General features: G+C 60.9%; 18 protein-coding genes. 7 read left to right on the top strand and 11 right to left on the bottom strand.

All coding sequences use genetic code 11. The features are described from left to right. Nucleotides 1-1,412 (top strand): response regulator (locus H0921_RS03620; protein ID WP_194536626.1); only part of this gene is annotated, 1,412 nt, incomplete at its 5' end. Between the two features lie 37 nt (nucleotides 1,413-1,449). Further along, nucleotides 1,450-2,229: a response regulator transcription factor gene (locus tag H0921_RS03615; protein WP_194536625.1), complete on the top strand. Its 780-nt coding sequence runs from the start codon at nucleotides 1,450-1,452 to the stop codon at nucleotides 2,227-2,229. 125 nt (nucleotides 2,230-2,354) lie between these two features. Here H0921_RS03615 and H0921_RS03610 read toward each other — a convergent pair whose 3' ends face one another. The 3 genes from H0921_RS03610 to H0921_RS03600 form a co-directional block, all read right to left on the bottom strand. Next, nucleotides 2,355-2,747, bottom strand: a complete 393-nt coding sequence (locus H0921_RS03610) for a lipocalin family protein (RefSeq protein WP_194536624.1) — start codon at nucleotides 2,745-2,747, stop codon at nucleotides 2,355-2,357. A gap of 150 nt (nucleotides 2,748-2,897) precedes the next feature. Then, nucleotides 2,898-3,557 carry a flavoprotein gene (locus H0921_RS03605; protein ID WP_194536623.1) on the bottom strand — a complete coding sequence of 220 codons (660 nt, stop codon included), beginning with the start codon at nucleotides 3,555-3,557 and terminating at the stop codon, nucleotides 2,898-2,900. Between the two features lie 75 nt (nucleotides 3,558-3,632). Beyond that, on the bottom strand, nucleotides 3,633-4,595 hold the full coding sequence (locus H0921_RS03600; RefSeq protein WP_228498916.1) for a glycosyltransferase family 2 protein: 963 nt from the start codon (nucleotides 4,593-4,595) through the stop codon (nucleotides 3,633-3,635). Between the two features lie 352 nt (nucleotides 4,596-4,947). Between H0921_RS03600 and H0921_RS03595 the strand changes: the two genes are divergently transcribed. Further along, a complete protein-coding gene (locus H0921_RS03595; protein ID WP_194536622.1) occupies nucleotides 4,948-6,210 on the top strand; it encodes a glucuronyl esterase domain-containing protein in 1,263 nt (420 codons plus the stop codon). A 39-nt stretch (nucleotides 6,211-6,249) separates the two neighbouring features. Here the strand turns inward: H0921_RS03595 and H0921_RS03590 are convergent, their stop codons facing one another. The 4 genes from H0921_RS03590 to H0921_RS03575 all read right to left on the bottom strand — a co-directional run bounded on the left by H0921_RS03590 (nucleotide 6,250) and on the right by H0921_RS03575 (nucleotide 12,976). Continuing rightward, nucleotides 6,250-7,224, bottom strand: coding sequence for an ABC transporter permease (locus tag H0921_RS03590; protein WP_194536621.1), 975 nt, complete (start codon nucleotides 7,222-7,224; stop codon nucleotides 6,250-6,252). Between the two features lie 27 nt (nucleotides 7,225-7,251). Beyond that, a complete protein-coding gene (locus H0921_RS03585) occupies nucleotides 7,252-8,832 on the bottom strand; it encodes a sugar ABC transporter ATP-binding protein (RefSeq protein ID WP_194536688.1) in 1,581 nt (526 codons plus the stop codon). A gap of 213 nt (nucleotides 8,833-9,045) precedes the next feature. Next, nucleotides 9,046-10,140, bottom strand: a complete 1,095-nt coding sequence (locus H0921_RS03580) for a substrate-binding domain-containing protein (protein ID WP_194536620.1) — start codon at nucleotides 10,138-10,140, stop codon at nucleotides 9,046-9,048. A 241-nt stretch (nucleotides 10,141-10,381) separates the two neighbouring features. Continuing rightward, nucleotides 10,382-12,976 (bottom strand): ComEC/Rec2 family competence protein, encoded by a 2,595-nt coding sequence (locus H0921_RS03575; RefSeq protein WP_194536619.1) that lies wholly within the window; start codon nucleotides 12,974-12,976, stop codon nucleotides 10,382-10,384. 134 nt (nucleotides 12,977-13,110) lie between these two features. Here H0921_RS03575 and aroB point away from each other — a divergent pair, with 134 nt between their 5' ends. Further along, on the top strand, nucleotides 13,111-14,229 hold the full coding sequence (aroB, locus tag H0921_RS03570) for a 3-dehydroquinate synthase (RefSeq protein ID WP_194536618.1): 1,119 nt from the start codon (nucleotides 13,111-13,113) through the stop codon (nucleotides 14,227-14,229). 186 nt (nucleotides 14,230-14,415) lie between these two features. Here the strand turns inward: aroB and rpsT are convergent, their stop codons facing one another. From rpsT to rpsB, 3 genes are all read right to left on the bottom strand, one after another. Further along, on the bottom strand, nucleotides 14,416-14,706 hold the full coding sequence (rpsT, locus tag H0921_RS03565) for a 30S ribosomal protein S20 (RefSeq protein WP_194536617.1): 291 nt from the start codon (nucleotides 14,704-14,706) through the stop codon (nucleotides 14,416-14,418). Nucleotides 14,707-14,811: 105 nt separating this feature from the next. Beyond that, nucleotides 14,812-15,675, bottom strand: a complete 864-nt coding sequence (tsf, locus tag H0921_RS03560) for a translation elongation factor Ts (protein ID WP_194536616.1) — start codon at nucleotides 15,673-15,675, stop codon at nucleotides 14,812-14,814. Nucleotides 15,676-15,702: 27 nt separating this feature from the next. Beyond that, entirely contained in the window at nucleotides 15,703-16,656 is a 954-nt protein-coding gene (gene rpsB, locus H0921_RS03555; protein ID WP_315851837.1) for a 30S ribosomal protein S2, read from the bottom strand. Nucleotides 16,657-17,058: 402 nt separating this feature from the next. Here rpsB and H0921_RS03550 point away from each other — a divergent pair, with 402 nt between their 5' ends. Further along, the gene (locus H0921_RS03550) at nucleotides 17,059-17,805 is read left to right on the top strand and encodes a HisA/HisF-related TIM barrel protein (protein ID WP_194536614.1); all 747 of its coding nucleotides are present in this window, start codon (nucleotides 17,059-17,061) and stop codon (nucleotides 17,803-17,805) included. A gap of 22 nt (nucleotides 17,806-17,827) precedes the next feature. On the opposite strand, the gene H0921_RS03545 is transcribed toward H0921_RS03550, so the two are convergent. Next, nucleotides 17,828-18,151 carry a tetratricopeptide repeat protein gene (locus H0921_RS03545; RefSeq protein WP_194536613.1) on the bottom strand — a complete coding sequence of 108 codons (324 nt, stop codon included), beginning with the start codon at nucleotides 18,149-18,151 and terminating at the stop codon, nucleotides 17,828-17,830. A gap of 358 nt (nucleotides 18,152-18,509) precedes the next feature. Here H0921_RS03545 and H0921_RS03540 point away from each other — a divergent pair, with 358 nt between their 5' ends. Beyond that, complete coding sequence (locus H0921_RS03540) at nucleotides 18,510-19,937, top strand: trypsin-like peptidase domain-containing protein (protein WP_315851836.1); 1,428 nt, start codon at nucleotides 18,510-18,512, stop codon at nucleotides 19,935-19,937. Nucleotides 19,938-20,349: 412 nt separating this feature from the next. After that, a complete protein-coding gene (locus H0921_RS03535) occupies nucleotides 20,350-20,931 on the top strand; it encodes an O-acetyl-ADP-ribose deacetylase (RefSeq protein ID WP_194536612.1) in 582 nt (193 codons plus the stop codon). Nucleotides 20,932-20,979 lie beyond the last annotated feature (48 nt).

Below are 20,979 nucleotides of genomic sequence, written 5' to 3'. Positions count from 1 at the left end.
GAATGGGCTTATCTATTTTGCCACAGCTCCCCAGCCAGCGCCAGATTTATTTGTCAGACCCGCCCATCCTGATCGTCGACGACAACGCGACGAATCGCCGGGTTTTGGCTGACACGCTCCGTCTGTGGGGCGCTCGGCCTGCCGCTGCCGCTAGCGTGGAAGAAGCCTGGCAAGTCCTCTGGCAGTCTCGCCAAGACAACACCCGCTTTGCCGCCATCCTCTTGGATGCCATGATGCCGGACGCCGACGGCTTCCAGTTGGCTGCGGCCCTCCGCCAGGAACCTGTCTTCGCGGATATACCGATTCTCCTGTTGACCTCTGCGGATCGCCCCGGTGATCTGGTGCGCTGCCGGGAATTGAGCATCACGTCGTATCTGCTCAAACCGGTGAAGGCTAGCGAACTGAATCAGGCGCTGGCTCAGGCCTTGAGGCGGCCGCCATCGCCAGCCTCGCGTTCCGTCCTGCCTTCGAATCTCGACCGGGCCGAGGGGGAGGCCGACGGGAAGCCAGCACTTTCCCCGCCGCCCGCGCCTGTTTCCGCACCAGTCCCTGGACGCTGCTGGCGTATACTGCTGGCGGAAGATAACCCCGTCAATCAGCACGTGGCGGTGCGTACTTTGGAACGGATGGGTCATGTTGTAACAGTCGTATCGACTGGACGGGCCGCGGTGGAACACTGGCAGCAGGGACAGTACGATGTCATCTTGATGGACGTGCAGATGCCGGAGTTAGATGGGTTGGAAGCGACGAAGCTCATCCGCCGGCTGGAGGCGAATCGAGCCTGCCGCACGCCGATCATCGCTATGACCGCGCACGCCATGAAGGGGGATCGCGAACGCTGCTTGGCTGCCGGGATGGATGATTATGTGGCCAAGCCCGTCCGCCGGGAGGAATTGGAGGCCGCCCTTCACCGCGTGTTGGCTCAAGCGCCGGTGGTGATAGAGACGCCCCCACCAGCGGCGACCCCTTCGCCACTTCTGGACCGGGTCGCAGCTCTGGAACGCTTAGGAGGAGATGCCGCCCTTCTAGCGGAATTGGCATCCTTGTTCCAGCAGGATGCACCCCGCTTGCTGTCCGACATGCATGCGGCTTTGAACCAACAGGATGCCGACGCCCTCCGGCGAGCGGCCCATAGTCTCAAGGGCGCGGCAGCCTATATCGGTGCCACTGCTGTCTCGGAGATAGCCTACCGCCTCGAACGTCTCGCCGCGGACGGCCAGCTAGCGGAGGCCTCCCGCACACTTCAGGAATTGGAGCAGGCTCACGCGGCCCTCCCACCGCTGCTGCGGCAATTGGCCCTCGATCATGCTACCCAGCCGGACCTCGCGAGAAGCGCAGATGCGAACAATCCAGCGGTCGTAGCCGTTGGCCACCCTCCTCATAACGATCAGCAGAGTTTGGGTTTTTCATAAAGTATCGTCCTCATCATCGCCAGGGAGTTCTTTTGGTATGACTCACAGTGCTTCTCTCGGTCAACAGGACCCTCCGCCCGCCAAGGATTACGTGGTCAACGAGCCAGCCCAGCCGCTTGCCGCCATTCAGAAGATCGTTGGGCGTAAAGAACCGCAACGGGTGCTCATCGCCGATGACGATGCCGTGTCCGCCCGTGTGCTGGAGGCGACGCTGCGTCAGTGGGGCTATGCCGTGGAAGTGGCCCGCGATGGCTTGGCGGCTTGGGAAATGCTCAAGCAGGAAAACTCCCCGCGCCTGGCTATCCTCGATTGGATGATGCCAGGTCTGGGAGGGCCGGAAGTCTGCCGCCGGGTCCGGGCACTCAATCGGGCAGTACCCACCTACATCATCTTGCTCACGGCGAAGGGCAACGCTCAGGACATCGTCACCGGGTTGGAGAGCGGAGCGGACGATTACGTCACCAAACCCTTCGACCGAGCTGAACTGCATTCCCGCTTGCGGGTCGGGGAACGTATTGTCGAGTTGCAGCAAGGATTGGCCGATCGAGTCCGCGAATTGGAAGAGGCCCTCAGCCAGGTGAAAACCCTCAAAGGCCTGTTACCCATCTGCGCCTACTGCATGAAGGTCCGCGATGACCGCAACTACTGGCAACGTGTTGAGACCTACATTGCCACCCATAGCAACGCGCGGTTCAGTCACGGGATTTGTCCGGAATGCTGGAAGAATGTGGTCGAGCCAGAACTTCAACAGGAAGGTTCGTACCCGCCCAAGGAAGCCGAACAGAGGGGGTCCGAGAAACCAGCCGGAACGTCCTAATGCTTCAGGGGACGGAGTTGATTCAGCAACCGGTCAACGCCGGGCAGCGCGGCGCCTCCCCGAGTTGGCTGGGTCCGTAGTATTTGCGGCACTGAATGCGCCTTCAACAATTCTCCAAGAGGCTGCTACTTCTTCTTAAAGACATCGATTTTGCCTTCCTTGTCCTCGATCTCCAGCTCCTTGTCAGTCAGCTTTTTGATCGTGACCGTTTCCTCGACGGTCTCTTCGCCGATTTTGACCTTCACGTTGATTTTGTTCTTGTCCACTTTGTAAGTCCCCTCAATGTTCAGAACCTGCTCGTCCACCTTGAGGGTGGCCTTGAGTTTGCCATCCTTGGTGAATTCGATGATGGTACCCGCGGGCAGGTCTCCGCCGGATTTGGCAAGCTCCCAGGTGCCGACAATTTTGGCGGCGGGGTCATCTTTTCCCTGGGCGAATGCCCCCTGGGGTCGGAGGGCGACGAACAGTCCCACTCCGAGCATCAGCGAAGACAACAGCATAAGACGTACAGACTTCATCGATACAACCTCCCAAAGCGTTCCCCGGCGTGGCCGACCATCGGCGCGGCGTCGGGAACGTTGCCGTGATGTTAGGGAACCGCCGGGGGAGTGGAAAGCCGCCTCATGACATCGGCGCCAGGGAAAGCCAGGGATGTTTCCTTTCACCAACTATGAACCTGCTAAGTCATTCACCGTTTGACAGATCGCCGCGACGTCCGCCATAGCACCGATCCCGATGTCGCCGCAAGCTAGCGCTTTCACCTGCGGAGGCACCACACGCAGGACTCGACTGCACGCGTTGATTCTCTCCAGCAGGGGAAGGGGGTCGCCATCCTCCGGCAGGTCAGCGATCCCAGCGGCCAGCCCTAGCACTCGCAGATGCCGGCAGGTGAAGGGATGCTCCCACATGAGGGTGTTCATGGCCGGTGCCAGGACCACGGGGCGGGTCCAATCCCAGGCTCGCCAGACGCAGGTCAGGCAGTTGTCACACAGGCCGGTGGCGAGCTTGGCCAGGGTATGGGCATCCAAAGGTGCGATCAGCAGTAGTTCCGCCCAGCGGCGCAGTTCGATGTGCAGTACCGGATCACCCCGCTGATAGCGCCGGCCCTGTTGCCGGCCCGGCCACTCTTGCTCGTCTGTAAGGACCGGCCAGCTCTGCCCCATCCAGGGAAAGGCCCCTGGAGGTACGCTAGCAGGATCGAAAAAATACAGAGCAGCCTCGGTGGCCAGGACTTGGACGGCGTGCCCTGCTGCCCGCAAGGCCTGCACTAGCTCCGGCGTGCGAAGGGCCGCCACACTGCCTGTCACTCCCAATAACACCCGCGCCATGATTCGGTCCTGGAAGAAGGGCAGAGGAGTCTGTCCCGGTCAATCGCTGGAAGCCGAGGTGGTCCGCCGTGGCTTTCAATCTGCCAGCCAATAGCGGATGATGCAGTAGAGGGCCTGGAAAGCGTCCTTCAAGCCGATCTTTTTCCCTTCCTCATAAGTGCGGCCAGAATAGCTGATCGGGACCTCGTAGACACGCCAGGGGGGCTGGCCCTTGCGTCGCCGAGCGATCTTAGCCGTCACCTCCGGCTCGAAACCAAACCGATTGGAGCGTAAGCGAATGCTCTGGATCACTTCCCGCCGGAACACTTTGTAGCAGGTCTCCATATCCGTGAGGTTGAGATTGGTAAACCAGTTGGACAGGGTGGTGAGGATTTTGTTGGCCACTGAGTGCCAGTAGTATAGGACCCGGTGGCTTTCGCCGATGAAGCGGGAGCCATACACCACATCCGCCCGTCCATCCACGATTGGCTGGATCAGTTTGGGATACTCCGCGGGGTTGTACTCCCAATCCGCATCCTGCACGATGACGACATCGCCGGTGCAATGGCGGAACCCTTCCCGCAGCGCCGCTCCCTTGCCCATGTTCTTCGGCTGGTGGATGACCCGCACATTGTCATACTGCTGTTCGATCTGCGCCAGGATTTCCGGGGTGCGATCCGTGGAGCAATCGTTGACGATGATCAATTCCTTGGGAATATCCACCGCTTGGACGCGCCGGACCAGCTCAGCCAGCCAGCGTTCCTCGTTGTACACCGGAATGACCACCGACAGTTTGAACCCCGCGGGAAGCTGATAAATCCCCAACTGCCGGCAAGCCGGTTCACCCAGGAGTTTCTGGAGAAATTCGACACGGCGTTCAGGATGGGCGGCCAGCTCGTCCAGCAGCTTGTTCCACAGGGCAGCCGAAGAAGGAGACGAACCCAGCGCAGACCCGCTCGCGGGTGCCTCATACCACCCATCTTCCCGAGGAAGCGGCGGAGTGGGAAGGGGTGAAGCGTGGGGTTCCCGACTGGCAGATGTTTGCGGAAGCGGTTGCATCGGGCCCTCCATAACTTCTAGGTAACTTGGCCTCGTTGCGCTGTCCCTTGGGCCAAGGGGACTATCCCGACAACTTCTGTGCCTCAGTCTAGCACACACACGCCTGGCGGAGCGAGAGCAATTCACCCTGCTGGGGTTCTACCGTCTGTCTTTCTAACACCTCTGCTGTCCAGAAGCCGATTCCCGTGAAGGATCAGGGATTCTATTACTCCCGCTGAAGGAGAGAAGGTGGCCGGAGCACACAGACGAAAGAGCGGACGGGACACCTTGCAAGAATCCACAAGCCTCTGGAGGCGGAAGGACTCTCCGGCTACAATCGCCAGCACGGGTACTGACGAGCAGGAGGTAACCGATGCGTTCCATTCCTCTATGGTCTTTGGGAGTGCTGGCTGTGACCTCCATAGCCTGGACAGCGGAGCTTCCCCCGCCCGACAAATTGCCTTCCCGGCTTGACATGCCGCATCCCCTGGAGATGCTCGATGGCCGGCGCGTGAACACTCGGCAAGATTGGGAAAAGCAACGGCGCCCCGAATTGAGAGCACTCTTCCAGCATTACATGTATGGGGAATATCCAGCGCGCCCCCAGAAAGTCCAGGGGCGGGTGCTCTTCGAGGATGCCCAATTCCTCAACGGTCAAGGAACCTTGCGTGAAGTGGAGTTGACTTTCGGGCCGGACGACTGGCCGAAAATCTATTTGCTACTGGCTTTGCCGAATGGCCGAACCCCTGCGCCCTGCTTCGTCGGGTTGAACTTTGGCGGAAACCACCTGCTGACGGCCCATGAGAAAGTGCGGATGCCGACTGTGTGGATGCCGGGGCACTATCCCGGCGTGGTGCAGAATCGGGCGACGGCGGAGGGGCGCGGGCGGCAGGCCAACGTTTGGCCCTTGGAACAGATTTTGGCTCGCGGCTATGCCGTGGCCACCTTCTATTGCGGGGACATCCAACCGGACCGCCCCCATGTTCGGGAGGGAATGCGGGCCACGTTGCCGGAGCGGCCTACTGAGACGGGACGCGAGACGGCGACGATCATGTGGTGGGCTTGGGGAATTCATAATGCCGTGGATTACCTCCTGACCGATTCCCGCATCGATGGTCGGAAGCTGATCGTGGTGGGGCATTCACGCTTGGGCAAGACCGCCTTGCTTGCCGGGGCCTTCGACGAACGGATCGCAGTTGTTATCCCCCATCAGTCCGGTTGCGGTGGCGCGGCTCCTAGCCGCCATCACAACCCGAAGGCCGAAACCGTCGCGCGCATCAACGCCACTTTCCCCCACTGGTTTTGCGGGCATTTCAAGGCCTTCGGTGCGGATGTTACCCGCTTGCCGTTTGACCAGAACGGCCTGGTCGCACTCTGCGCCCCCCGCCCCGTGCTGTTGACCAATGCCGAAGAGGATCAATGGGCCAATCCCGCGGGTCAATTTGAGGTATTGCGGGCAGCAGCACCGGCCTACGAACTCTACGATGTGCCCCGCCCTGTCGTCGCGGACAAGATGCCGCCGCTGAATACCCTCAGCCCGGAGCGCTTGGGCTACTTCATTCGCCCCGGCAAGCATTCGATGGGGCCGGAGGATTGGAAAGTCTTCATGGACTACTGCGACAAGTGGTTGCGATAAAACCGGCGCTTCCACAAACGAATCGACCGCGACTGCACCTCAAGGCCGGGGGTGTGAGCGACGGCGAATCCACTCATCAAGCATGGTGCCCAGGAGCAAGGTCAGCCCGATGACAGCGGGAATGACGTCGCTTTTCAGACCCCGGAAACTGACCAGATTTTCCAGCACCGGTAGCACCATGGCTCCCAGGACCATGCCTACTGCCGTCCCTTCGCCGCCCCGCAGGCTGCACCCCCCCAGCACGGCCCCCAGGATAGCGTACAGTTCCAGACCCAAACCCCCGCTATCGGATTGCACAGAAGGCATGTCCAGCAAGAGTAGCACCCCCGCGAGTGCCGCCAGGAACGAGCACAGCACATACACCGCAATGCGATGGCGATCGACGGCGATGCCGGCGTAGCGGGCCGCCTGGTCGTTGTAACCGATGGCGTACCAGTATCGGCCATAAGCCGTGCGGTGCAAGATATAGCCGATAGCAAACGCCACCAGCAGCAATAGGAGGAATTGAGCCGGAAAGATCAGCTCTCCCGTCGCATCCTTGCCAACGAGTACATAGCGGACCTGACGCAGGGCGTCTGCGAACTCTGGATGCTCTTCGAGGGCACGGGTTCGGCTGACCGTACCGCCGAGCAGGCGGGCAACACCCCGGTAGATGAACATGCCGCAGAGGGTGACCAGGAAGGGTTGTAACTTCAGTTGGGTAATCAGCAGACCGTTGGCCAGTCCCACGAACAAGCCGAAAAGGAGGGTCAAGAGCACGGCTCCCACGGGCGGAATGCCGCCTTCCATGAGAACGCCGAAGAGCACGGCAGCACACCCGACGACGGAACCGATGGACAGGTCGATGCCGCCGGCGATGATCACCAGGGCAGCTCCGATCGTAATGAGGCCGTAGCGCCCTTGAATGTTGGCCACGTCGATCAAATTGTCCGCTTTTCCCGCTGAGGGATTCGAGAGTATCAGGGCGGCGTAGAGTGCGATCAACAGACCCAGAACGCCCAGGACACGTGTCATGACGCTTGCCCTCTCGGATCACTGGCTTCAGGATGATGCAGGGGTACCAGGTGCAATTGAAGGGGCCGCGGCATCGCGGGGAATCGGCGGGATGGTGGCTGTCATTCCCCCCGTCGCAAGCTGCATGACCGCCTCCTCGCTGAGCTGTTCGCGGGACAGTTCACCGGCTACGCGCCCTTCGTGCATCACCACTACGCGGTCGGACATCCCCAGCAATTCCTCCATATCGCTGCTGATCATCCAGAGGGCAACACCCTGGCCTGCCAGTTCGTCCATGAGGGCGTAAATTTCGGCCTTGGCTCCCACATCGACCCCGCGCGTCGGTTCGTCCAGAATCAAGACACGGGGCTGCCGGGCCAGCCATTTGCCATAGACGATCTTTTGCTGATTGCCGCCGGAGAGCAAAGCCGTGCACTGATCCGCCGAGGGAGTGCGGATGCGCAGGCGCTCGATCCACTCCCGCTGCCAGCGCCGCTCCTGACGCCGGCGAATGCCCAACAATCCGCTCAAGCGATCGAGGTTGGGCAAACTCAAATTGAAGCCGACTGCCGCTTCTAGGACCAGGCCATGATGGCGGCGGTCTTCCGGGATCAACGCGATGCCTGCCGCGATGGCATCCTTGGGATGGCGGAGGCGCAGAGGCTGCCCGTTGAGCCAGACCTGGCCGGAACGCCAAGGCCGGATGCCAAAGACGGCCTCCGCCAGTTGCGTGCGCCCCGCCCCGACGAGTCCCGCCATGCCGAGGACTTCGCCGGCACGCACTTCCAAAGAGACCGCGTGATCCGGCCCCCCGTGGTAGCGGAATTGATCGAGCCGGAGAACCACTGGGCCGCTGCGTGGAGGGCGGTGCTGCCGCGGGTAATACTGCTTCAAGTCCCGGCCCACCATCAGGCGGACCATTTGATCATGCTGGATGTCCGCACCCCGCAATTCCCCAGCGTTTCGGCCATCGCGCAGCACAACCACGCGGTCCGCGCACCGCTGGACTTCCGCCAACCGGTGGGAAATGTACAGCACGGACACCCCCGCCTGTTTCAGGGAATGGATCACCTCGTAGAGTCGCTCGGTCTCCTTGTGCGTGAGGCTGGAAGTCGGTTCATCCATAATCAGGACGCGGGCCTGAAGCGACAGGGCGCGGGCGATCTCCACCAATTGCTTTTCACCCGGCGAGAGGTATTCCACCCGCTGGCCCAGGCGATCGACCGGCAGGCCGACTTGTTGCAAAAGCGCCGCTCCGCGCTCGTGCATGGCCGAGGTCTGGAGCAGACGGAGCCGGCCTCCCCACGTCAGTTCACGCCCCAGAAACAGATTGTCCTGAACGGAGAGATTCTCGGCGAGATTCAATTCCTGGTGGATCAAACTGATTCCCGCCGCCATAGCTTCCGCCGGATTGGCAAAGTGCACCGGCTGGCCATCCAGGCGAATGGTTCCTTGATCCGGTGGATACAAGCCAGCGATGATTTTCATTAGGGTGGACTTGCCTGCTCCGTTTTCTCCAACGACGGCGAGGACCTCCCCGGCTGCGACTTGCAAAGACACGCCATCCAGAGCCAGAACGCCAGGAAACTGCTTACGAATACCTGAGACTTCCAGGCGCGGGGTGCTCATGGTGGAGATCATCGTCTCTCCCGTTCGGTCCCGGAAATGCGAAAGCCGTTGCTGGAATAAAGCCACCTCCGCCGGTCGGGGCAGGATCAGTGAGGCGGGGCATGCTTCCCGGAACGGATACTTTTTCCTTAGACCGGCTCCCGCCCCCTGGAGAAGTCCCGCCGGTCGAAGGTCCGACGGTGGAAGTCCTGCCAATTCCAAGCGACCGGCCGATCATTTTTTCACGGAGGCGATGTCCGCACGCAAGCGGGCCTCGAAATCCTGGACGGGCAGATTCTTGATAGTTAGGGTGCCTTGCGGTGTGGTGATCGTTTCGTCCGGCCCTCCGTCTTTGGTCACCACGCGATAGGGAATCGGTTCCTTCACCAGCTTGGAGGAATCCCCGCGGGCGTAGGCGGCGAGGGCGGCCACGGACTGATAGCCGTACTGGAAGGGGTCTTGCACGACCGTGGCCAGGATTTCCCCTTGGGCAATCGCCTTGAGAGTTTCCCAATCTTCGTCAAAGCCGATGATGACGAGTTCCTTGTGCATGGAGCGGGATTTGGCGGCGTCGAGAATAGCAGGGGGATTGTAGGCATACAATCCGACAGCACAGAGGTGGGGCAACCCCTTGAGGCGGGCCAAGACGCTGGAAGCGAGAGGTTGAGCATTGTTGGGGTTGTTATCCTCTTTGGCTTCTCCATCGACGAGATAGAATTGGCCGAACCGCCGCACCCTCAAATCCGGGCGGTGGGGATGGGCCATCTCTTCGCCAACCGCATCCTTTTCTCCCGCGAGTTCGTCCAGGACTCCTTGGGTGCGAGCTTTGCCATTGGCTGATTTTGTGCTGCCAATGAAGATGGCAATGGTGCCGCCTTGGGGCAGGGCCTTTTTCACCAGGCGCCCGACCGCTTTGCCCGCTTCGTAGTTATCGATACCGATGTAGCAGAGGCGGCCGGAACCTTCCGCATCGTTGTCCATCGTGATCAGGGGAACTTTTTTCGCGATCCGGGCCAGGTCTTCCGTCTGAGCCTTGGGATCGATGACGCTGACGGCGATGCCGTGGATACCCTGTTTGACCCAGGCTTCGATGATGGGCATTTGCACCGAGGCATCGAAGGCTTTCTCTGGCTCGCGGAACTGAAGGTCCACATCAAAATCCTGGGCGGCTTTAGTGGCGCCGGCTTCACAAATCCGCCAAAAGTCCGCGACGCAGTTTGTAACCACACCGATGGTAATACGGTCCGCACGCCGGGAATGGCAGGCAGGTAACACCGCCAGCAACAAGGCGGCACTCACAAACACACAATAACGCCAGAGGGAACCCATCGCCGTAGCACCTTGCTTGCGAGGAGACGGATGCGCTGTCTTCAGTGCAGACTACCCAACGATCCCGAAATGGCAAGCATAACCGGCGTTTCAATGATGGATTGGAAAAACCCCTGAAGCTGCATAGACGGACGAGCAGGAAGGCATTCTGAGGGGATCAGGGCAGGGTAGGGGGAATAACTCGTTTCCGCGGTAAACTGGGGCTGACCCCTGTTCGCAAGTTTTCGGCTTCCAGGCCGCCTCAGTGAGGGGTGGGCGTTGCCCGGCGGACGGAGGGAAGCTCCGGCCGAGCCACCACGATTTTTTCCCCGGTGCGGAAGGCCTCCGCAGTGACTCCGGTGGTGTGGACGCGCACTGTGATGGCCCCACAGCGGCCTGTGTCCCAGATGATTGCCGTGGGGTACGCCGCACGCAGGTGGTCGGTAGGATTAGTCCGCTGGCAAGAGACAACCAGGCGCGGTCTGGCCCACTGGCCCAAGGGCGAAGGGACCAGTTCTCCCTGGGCGGTCCGCCCAGCAGCATTGGCCGTCTTGCCACCATGATGGGGAGCCATGAGTACAGCCACCGGAGGAATCAGCCAACGCTGCACCATCTCTTGTCCAATCCCTTCCAGATCACCGGTCAGCACGATGCTTTGGCCGGCATACTGCACCAGCAGCGTCAGGCTGCGGGTATTCTCCGTGCCGATGGGACCCTGCGGCGGAGGATGGAGCACGTGCAGTTGGACATCTCCGGCGGCCAAACTCTCGCCGGCGGCCATGACACGCGTGGCAATCCCTGCACGTTGAATGGCTTCCAATACCGCTTGGACACCTGGCGTGGATCGGTCGGCAAAAGTCGGCGTCCAACTGACCTGCCCAACAGAAAAGTAAGCAAGGAGAGCGGGCAAGCCGTTGAAGTGATCCATGTCACCATGGGAGAGGAATACTTCGTCGATCCGGCGGATTCCCCGGTGCCACAGGTACGGGGCGACGATCTGCGAAACTATTCGAGGGCCGCTCATGCTTCCTACATCGTAAAGCAAAGTCCGGCCATCAGGAGTTTCCAGGACGACACAGCCGCCGTGACCCACAGCGAGGAATGTGACTCGGAGTTCGTCCGACGTGCGGGGTTGGACCGTCACGATCAGACCCAACAGCGACCACACCAAAAGGGCTGCCAGACCTTGGACAACTCGCCGCGAGGGAGCGAACACCACAACACCCAGAATGAGGTAAAAGCCGATTAGCCAGAGGATTCCCGGAGCTGGTGCGTAAGCCACCCCTTGACCCCAACTATCCACCTGATGCACCATCCAAGCGGTGAGGGCGAGAACGAAGTCTGTCAACCGCCCTGGAAGATAGGCCGCCCAATCCCCCAGCATCGCTGCCAGCATGGTCATAAAGCCGCTGATAAGAGCCAGAGAGGAGGTGAACATGACAGGCGGGCCAAGCAGTACGCCGGCGGGAGAAAAGACATTCTTCCAGTACAGGAGCAATGGGGCCAAGGCCACGGTCATGAGCAGCGACAGCAGGTAGAGCTGTGCCAACTTGCGGGCGCACCAACGCAGGGCACGACTCGCGGGACTTCGTCCGAGGTCCCGAATACGCTCCCACGGCGTGGGCGGTCGCGGGGCCAGCCAGCGCCCACCGGCCCAGATCAGCACGAAGACCGACAGAAACGAGATCTGGCAGCCGATCGTGAAGGGATCGGTGGGCTTCACGAGGATGACGATCAGCCAGGCCAAGGCGAAGATGTTGGCGGGCCACGGCGGGCGGCGTAATCCCCACGCCAAGCACCAGGCACACATCATCGCTGCGGCCCGTACTGTGGCAGGACGCGCCCCCGTCAGCCAGGTGTAAAACAGAACCAGCCCGACCACCAGCAGCGAGGCCGACCGGCTGGGCCAACCGGCGACGCGCATCAACACCCACACCCAGGAAGCCAAAACCGTCAGGTGGAAGCCGGAGATGGCCAACACATGAACCACGCCCGTCCGAATGTAAGCATCCCATTCTTCGTGATCCAAGGCCGAGGTCTCACCGAGCAATAAGGCTGCCGCTAGTCCAGCCTGGCGCTCGGCAAGGTGTTGCCGTAGCGCTGCTTCCCCCCGCTGCTGCAAGTAACCCAGGATGCCACGCCAGCTTTGCCATCGTCCTGCTTCCCAGCGCGTCACCGTAGCCGGAGAGTGGCGCACCCGCAGGACCGCCGTAATCCGCTCGTCCCGATACAGGCCGCGCCAGTCGGTTTGCCCCGGATTGTCGGGGAGTGGAGGAAGCGAGAGTTGTCCGAAAATCTCCACGGCATCGCCAGCATGAATCGCCTCCAAGTGTCCTTCGATCGTCACGCGTGCACGCCCGGAAGCGGGAATCCAGCCGGCGCTGGTTTCTATGCTAGCGACGCGAACCAGCAGGCTCGTCGTCGGCAGCGGTTGCACGTGCGTCAAGGAAGATGCTTTGGCGGAGCGAAAAACCGGTTCCTGCAAGACCCAAGCGCGGATGCGCCGGGCTTGGGGAGTATCTGTCGCAAAGGCGGCTATGTCATCCGCAGGATATTCTTCCCGGTAAAGATGGTGATAGACGCCGGCCAGTGCCGCCGCTGCCAGCCACAATCCCCACGGTGGCCTGGAACGCCAACGGTCGCCGTGCCGTGCCACCCACCAGAGGATTAACCCGCCGGCAAAAGCGGACCAGAATACCCACGGCGGGACATGAAGATAGCGGGAGGCCAGCAGGCCGACAGTCGCACTCCCGGCGACCGGCACGAGCGGAGCACGCCAGAACTCCCGCCAAGCCGCATTCCGCTTGGGGAATTCCGGACTGCTGGGATCGAAGAACCACACTCCACCCCTAGCCATGCCTGATATGCTAATCTAGGCAAGGTGGAGCATCAATTTTCCGCAGTGTTCCTGTCCAGGAGCACCCCCTGCCTTACGGGTTCTTTGTTGCCTCCGCCTGGCCACTGCCTTGACGGCTCCCCAGGTAACGCCTCATGACTCCTGTTCCCTCCGGTGAATTGGCAGAAGATCGCGTAACGGTTCGCTTGGGTCCGCGATCGTATGACATCGTTTTGGGGCGTGGCATGACCGCCCAGTTTGGCCTCTTTGTGCGCGAACTGTTGCCGCAATCCCAGACGGCCTTGCTCGTCGCTGATGAGCACACCCGCAAGCTGGCCGCCCCTTTGACCGTTCCGTTAGGGGAAGCCGGCTTTCGGACCGCGTTGGCCGTAATTCCCGCGGGGGAACAGTCCAAATCTCTCGAACAACTTGCCCGGCTCTACGATGCCCTTTACGAACTCAAAGCGGACCGGCGCACGCCGGTGATCGCAGTCGGAGGCGGAGTGGTAGGGGACCTGGCCGGTTTTGCCGCAGCGACTTACAATCGCGGCCTGCCGTTGATCATGGTTCCGACTACCTTGTTGGCAATGGTCGATTCCTCAGTCGGCGGGAAAACGGCCATCAATCACCCCCGCGGCAAAAACCTGATCGGGGCTTTCCATCAGCCGAAGGGAGTGTGGATCGACACGGACCACTTGGCAACCTTGCCGGTGCGGGAGTACCGCAGCGGCTTGGCGGAAGTGGTCAAATACGGAGTGATCCGGGACGCGGAATTGTTCGAGATTTTGGAATGTCATGCTCCGGCTTTGCGGAATGGCCACGCTTCCATCTTGCCGTCCATCATCGCCCGCTGTTGTCGCATCAAGGCCGAGGTGGTGGAACAGGATGAATATGAGGAGACGGGCCTGCGGGCCATCCTCAACTACGGCCATACCTTCGGGCATGCCTTTGAAATTGTGGGAGCGGCGGACCATTGGCTTCACGGCGAGGCGGTGGCGGCCGGGATGATGTGTGCCGTCCGTCTGGCGCAGCGCCTCGGCTATCTCGAAGATGACAGCCTGCCGTCACGCCAGGAGCAGCTTCTCCGAGCATTTGATTTGCCAATCCGCCCACTGCCCCATTGGGACGTGGAAGCCCTGCTGGCAGCGATGCAACGGGACAAAAAAGCCACCGCCGGACGCCTCCGCTTCGTCCTTCCGCGATGTCTCGGCGAAGTCGGCCTGGTGGATCATGTTCCCTTGGCAGAGGTGCGGCAGATTCTCTGCGATCGGTAGGCCAACTCTCGAGCTGCCGTCTTCTACCCGTTCACTTTGCAAGGATTGGCCATGCAGCCCAAGGAAAACTCCTTGTGCCGCTGGTATTGGATTCGGTCCGGTGACTCTCGCCGGAATCCTCTACAATCCTCCCTGGGCCTCCCGTCTCGCGGGGGGCTGGCCCAAGACGAAGAACCGCCAAGGAGGCTAGCTCTGGCCCGTGGAGGCGGACGCTTTTTGAGCGGCTCGGATTTTGCGGATCAGGCGGGATTTCAACCGTGCTGCCTTGTTGGGATGGATGTACCCTTTGTCGGCGGCGCGATCCAGCAGTTGTTGGGTCAATCGCCATTGCTCTTGGATCTGCTGGGAATCTTTGGTGGCAATGGCTTCCGCAGCGGCCCGGCGCTGTTTCTTGATGCGTTTATACCAAGCGCGGTTGCGGCGCCGACGCCGCTCATTCTGCCGCATGCGTTTCCAGGCGCTTTGGGTGTGGGGCATATGGGTCGAGTCCTCCTTACTACCTACGGGTCAAATATATCAGGGGTCGAATCATCACGCAGAGATTACAGGAACCAGCGTACCTGTGAAGATTATCCGAAGCGCTCACACGAGGCTGATGGCACCGACTTTGTAGCGGACGAAGCGGGTCAATTCCAGTCCGGCCTTCTTCAAAGCAGCACTAACAGTCAGGTTGGGGTATTTTTGGGCGTTGGCCATAGTCTGCTCACTCAGGACTAGCTCCGCCAGGCGAGTTTTCAATTTCCCCTCGGCGATTTTGTCTAGGATGTTCGCCGGTTTGCCCGCGTTTTTCGGATCAGCTTCGATTTCCGCCCGGATCAAGGCCTTTTCCTTCTCGATCACCTCAGCCGGCACATCACTGGGGGTGCGGTAGGGAGGGTTCATGGCCGTGATGTGGGCAGCCACGTCGCGGAGCAGTTCATCGTTAGGTCCGCTGCCTTGGCACTCGACGAGTGTTCCCACGGTTCCGTCAAAGTGGACATAGCCGCCGTAGATTCCGCCCTGGAGGCGGGCGAAGCGGTGTATGACCATTTTTTCGCGGATGACTCCCATGGCGTCATTGAGGCGGTCCTGAACAGTGCCGCGGGCGTCGTAACGTTCCGCCAGAAGAGTGGGAACATCGGCGGCCTGACTGGAGGCGATGTGCCGGGCCAAATCGTTGACCAGAGCGATGAAGGGGTCGCTTTTCGCGGAGGGGGCTGTTTCGCAGCGTACCTCCACGATAGCGGCGATGCGCTGGGTGTTGTCATAGAACAAGCCGATGCGGCCTTCCGCGGTCTCGCTGCCTTCGCGCTTGACGCCCATTTTGGCATTCTGGGCCCGCAGCCACTCGATGGCTTTATCGATGTCGCCGCCGCTCTGTTCGAGGGCTTGCTTGCATAAGCCCATGGGCTGGTCGGTGCGATCGCGCAGTTGTTTGACCAGTTGAGGCGTAATGGGTGTGCTCATGGTTGTCGGTCTCCTCAGTCAGAATCCTCAGGCCGTCGGGGCGGATGCGGAATGTGTGGCCGTGGCTGCTTCGGAGGCAGCGTCCCGTGTACTGTGGTTGCCGTTGCCGGAAGTCGTGGCAGAAGCAGGCACCACACTGCTGGCACGGCTGGGACGGGGCTTGATCATGGCCCGTTGTTCCGGAGGCAAGGCGGCGGCCCCCTCCAAGCAGGCGTCGGCCAACTTGGAAATGATGATCTCGATCGAGCGGATGCTGTCGTCATTGCCGGGGATCGGCAGATCGACCTCATCGGGGTCGCTGTCGGTGTCGATCAAGGCGATGGTGGGGATGCCCATGCGCCGGGCTTCGCGGACCGCGTTGTGCTCTTTTTTCGGGTCCACGATGACCAGGGCTTCCGGCAGCTTGACCATATCGCGGATGCCCTTGAGGTTGCGGCGGATCTTGAGTAATTCCCGGCTCAGTTGAGCGATCATTTTCTTGGAGTGCGTGCGAATATCGGCACTTTCGGGCGCCTTCGCCGGATCGAGTTTGCCGGTTTCCGTCATCATCTTTTCGATGTAGGCATTGAGGTCTTCTTTGTTGGGATTGACACCGGCGGGGAGCCACATCGCTTCCAGTTCCTGAAGGCGTTTGACGCGGGCGCGAATCGTCCGGTTGTTGGTCAAGGTTCCGCCGAGCCAACGTTCACTGACATAGGGCATGCCGCAACGCTGGGCTTCGCGTTCGATGATCTCCTTGGCCTGCCGTTTCGTCCCGACAAATAGCACGACACCGCCATGGCTGACGACGCGAACCAGGTACTTGTACGCTCGCAACAGACCCCGTGCTGTTTCGCGCAGGTCAATGATGTGTATGCCATTCCGCTTGCCGTAGATGTACGGCCGCATTTTGGGGTTCCAGCGACTGGCGCGGTGCCCATAATGGACCCCGGCGTCCAACAGAGCTTTGACATCAACGATCGTGCTCAATGCAGTAGTCACGGCGCCTCCTCCGGGGATTCGGCAACCCTCACGCACACTCGTGGCATGACGAGGCCAACCCTCCGTAACGAACCCAGATAGACCCCACTCCCATTTTTCAGGGGCCGAAGACTGGTAATATAATACTTTTTGCCGATTTGGCCAACCCCTCGCTTTCCCGCCAGCTGCCATGGCATACCCAACTGCTTTTCCTGCGCTGCCGTGGATAGGATGTTCCGTCCTGCCCCGGGCTTTTTCCCACCTCATTGAGAAGAGCATGCCCGCCTTGTTAGGTTTTAGGCCGCTCACGTTACCCAGAACGCTGTTGTTATTCGAAACGCTGGTGTTACTCGAAGGGTGTTCCTCGAGGAAGGACCAGCCGGGCCGCCACCGGCATCGCCAGCAGCGGGTAGGGAGGCGGCCATGATCGCGCCGGGACGGTTGATCCCGGTCATGGACATTCGGCGCGGCGAGGTGGTCCATGCACGGGCAGGTGACAGGCAATCCTATCGTACCTTGCGGTCCCCGCTCATTGGCCAAACGCTCAGACACACCGCACTCCAATTGCTTCAAACAGCGGGTTCAACCCGGCTCTACGTGGCCGATCTGGATGCCCTTTTGGGAGAAGCTCCCAGTGAAGCTGTGACGCAATTGCTCCACGAATTGCCGGAGTGTGAAATCCTCTTGGACCGTGGCCGGCAGTTGAGCCGGGAGTTACCACCGAACGTGCGGCCGGTGTTGCCCCTGGAGGCGGGTTGGTCCGCAGAGGAACACGCGATGTTGCTCCCGCGATGGCAGGCGCGGCGGCCGCTGTTCTCCCTCGATTTGCGTCAGGGGCGATTGGCGGACGGGTATCAGAGGTGGGACGTTTCCGGTCCGGAAGCGGTCCTCGCCCTGGTGGACCGAGTTCGCGCTGTCGGTTATCCGGGTTTGGTCGTGATCGATGTTGCGCGGGTGGGAACGGAAAGCGGGGTGGAGGGGATCTGTGCTCTGGTCCGGTCCATTCGCCAGCGCTGGCCGGAGGTGGAAATCGTAGCCGGGGGAGGAGTGCGGAATCCGCGAGACGGCCAAGGGCTGATAGCCGCCGGGGCTGATGCTATTCTGGTGGCTACGGCCCTCCACCGTGGCAGATGGAACGGTTCTGATACTGCGATAACCGGCTTTGGGTAATCCCACGGCTAGAGTCAGGGCTTTAGGTGATGCTGTCGAGGAATCCCTGCATTTCTCCCGCCGCATGGGGATCACCGGCTGCTTGGGCTGCCTCAATTCCCTGGCGCAACACCTCGCGGGCTTCCTCATAGCGTTCGAGGCGGATCAAAACCTGGCCTGCTTGTAAGTAAGCGGGAATGTAAGGCGGACCCGCTGGCCGGGCGATCAATTCTAACAGCATCCGAGCGCAAGTGTCGTCATCCCCCACGGACGCATATTCGAGAGCTAAACCGTAGCGAAGGAAGGGATCATCCGGGTCCTGACGGAGTAGGTCTTCCAGTTGTTCCATCCGAGGCGTCCGCTTCATGAATCAAGCCTCCATGGGATCGACGGATGTATCGGCTCGCCGCCCTCTGGGGTTATGATATTCCCCCTCCGAAGCTGCCTGTTTTGGGCCCGGCATTCCGAAGAGTAGGGAGCGGAGCCTGGTATCGTCCATCCGTTCGTTACGATCGTGCAAAATGGCCAATCGTACCAGTCGTTGCTGTAGGCTTTGCTGGTGCAATTGCATGCGTTTCCTCTCCTCCAGATTCTCAGGAAGTCCCTGGCGATGGAGCCTTTCCCGCCCCCGGACCGACTTGAGAGATGCTGAGCTGCTTCCGAGACGCTGGCCTGTGAAAAGGCGGCGGACGGGAAGCCAATCCGCCAAGCGGGGGGAGTAAACCGTGAGCACCAGCCGACGAGGAAGCCGAAACCGATCGAACAACGGACTGCTTCGTGGGGTAGGGACGCTGCTGGTGCTGGTGGTCCTTCTGGGAGGGAACGGAGTTTCTCTGCTAGGGGAAGAAGCATCGAGCAGCAGCCTGAAACGCCGGGATAGCACACGGCTGTACAGCCAACGCCGCGACCCAGTGGTGGCCGTTTACGAGAAAGTGAAAGGCGCCGTCGTCAACATTCACAGTGAGCGGACAGTAGTGCCGGCGGGGGAGGACCCCTTCCGTTTGCACGTTCAGCCCCAGCGGGTCAATGGCATGGGTACGGGAATTGTCCTCGATCCGCGGGGTTACATCCTGACCAATTTTCACGTGGTGGATGATGTGCAGACCCTGCGGGTCCGCTTGTGCGATGGCAGCGGCTACTCGGCCCGCATCTTCGCCGTGGATAAGGAAGCTGACCTGGCGATCATCAAGATCGATCCCCAGAAACCCCTGCCGCTACTCGTTTGGGGAACCTCTGCCGACCTCATGGTGGGTGAAGCCGTCATTGCGATCGGCAATGCCTATGGCTATGAGCACTCTATCACCGATGGCCGCGTCTCCTACAAGGGACGCGATGTCACTTTGAACAAGGAGATGGGATATCGGGGCTTGATCCAAACGAGCGCTCCGATCAATCCGGGCAACTCCGGCGGACCGCTTCTGAATCTGCTGGGAGAGGTAGTCGGAGTGAATGTCGCCATTCGCGCGGGTGCCCAAAATATCGGTTTTGCGTTGCCCGTGGATCAGGTCATCGGACGGACAGCCGAGATGCTGGCGCGCCGCCGGGCGTGGCGGCACGGTTGGGTCGTGCGGGATGTCGCAGAGCGGGAAGAATTGGACAGTCCCGTCCGCCGCAAGGTCGTCATCGAAGCCATCGAGGCGGGGTCCTCCGCTGCCCAGAGTGTAGCCAAAGTGGGTGACGTCGTTGAGAAAATCGGGGATGTGACGGTTTTCACCTCGATGGACCTGGAGCGTGCCCTCCTCGATCTCGGCGGCACAGCAGCGGTTTCGGTCAAGCTCCGGCGTGGGAATGAGGCGGTCGAAGCCGTGTTGCCCCTGGGACCTGCGCGAGTGGTGCCCGCAGGCTCGGCGGAGTTGGTGTGGCGGAAGTTAGGCCTGCGGCTCATCGCGGTCGGAGCGGATGCCGTCAGCCGGGCCAATCCGCAGCTACGCGGCGGCATGCTCATCAGCGAGGTGGCGCCGCAAAGCGCCGCTGCCATTGCCGGCCTGCAACGGGGCGATATCCTCGTCGGTTTGCACACCTGGGAAATCCTTAACCACGATAACATCGCCTTCGTGTTGCAGCACAAAGACTTCGCCGCCTTCCTTCCCTTGAAATACTACGTCATCCGCGAAGGCCGCCTGCGCGAGGGTTGGCTGCCACTCAACCCCTAAATCCCGCCTCCGTTATCCTCATCAGTCCAACAGTTCGATGAACGCCGCCCGCCATCAGAATGGCTCATCCACTCTCGCGCTGGAAGTTGCTCTGGCTTTGACATACTCAGGGCACGCCGGAGGAACTCTTTCTCCAGCCTTTAAGGCCCCTCCTTATCTGGAGGCTCCGCGGCATGCTTGTCTGGTGATTCCGCTGGCATATCCGTCTTAGCCACCTGACAAATCTGGTTCATCCTCTGGCAGCGGGAATGATTGCCCTCTGAGAGAGAGACACACCATAATGAAAGTGAGCCGAGGTGGAAGGTGAGCTAAAGTGGGCAGCGTCCTGGGAGTTTCATCTAGGGCATTTGGGTGGGGATGACATTGTACCCACATCCGCCCAGGCAAAGTCAGCGGGAGTGAGGAGAGAAGCATGGTGGCAACAGAGTTGACCAGGAATGGGTGCCGCGTGGAGGTTGTGCAAGGCGACATCACGCAGTTGGCGGTGGACGCGATTGTGAACGCTGCCAATCCGTGGCTGGCGGGCGGGGGCGGGGTGGACGGAGCGATCCATCGTGCCGGTGGGCCAACCATCCTTCAGGAATGCCGACAGATCATGGAGCAGCGGGGCGGGCGGCCCTTGGCCGCGGGCGAGGCTGTGATCACCGGCGGCGGACAACTCCCGGCCCGCTATGTCATCCACACCGTGGGGCCGGTGTACCGTGAGTGGACGCCGGCGGAAGCAGCCGAGCGCCTGGCCGCCTGCTATCGCAACTCCCTCGCTTTGTTACGGCAGCATGGCTTACGCTCGATTGCTTTTCCGGCGATCAGTACCGGAGCTTACGGTTATCCGCCCGAAGAAGCCTGCCCGATCGCTGTACGCACTGTTCTGGAAGAATTGGAGCGGCACGACGCCTGCGAGCGCCTCATTTTCTGCACCTTCGGTGCGCGGGACTATGAACTGTATCGACAGGAATTGGGCCGAATCAGCGGAGCAGGTTCCGTTAGCTCATGAGCCAATGACATGAAGGGCCGGGGGTCTTCACGAGCACATCCCTTTCAC

This window comes from Thermogemmata fonticola, from assembly GCF_013694095.1.
In the GTDB taxonomy this organism is placed as follows: domain Bacteria; phylum Planctomycetota; class Planctomycetia; order Gemmatales; family Gemmataceae; genus Thermogemmata; species Thermogemmata fonticola.
The sequence above is the reverse complement of the archived record's forward strand: the minus strand, read 5'-3'. Positions and strand labels throughout refer to the sequence as shown.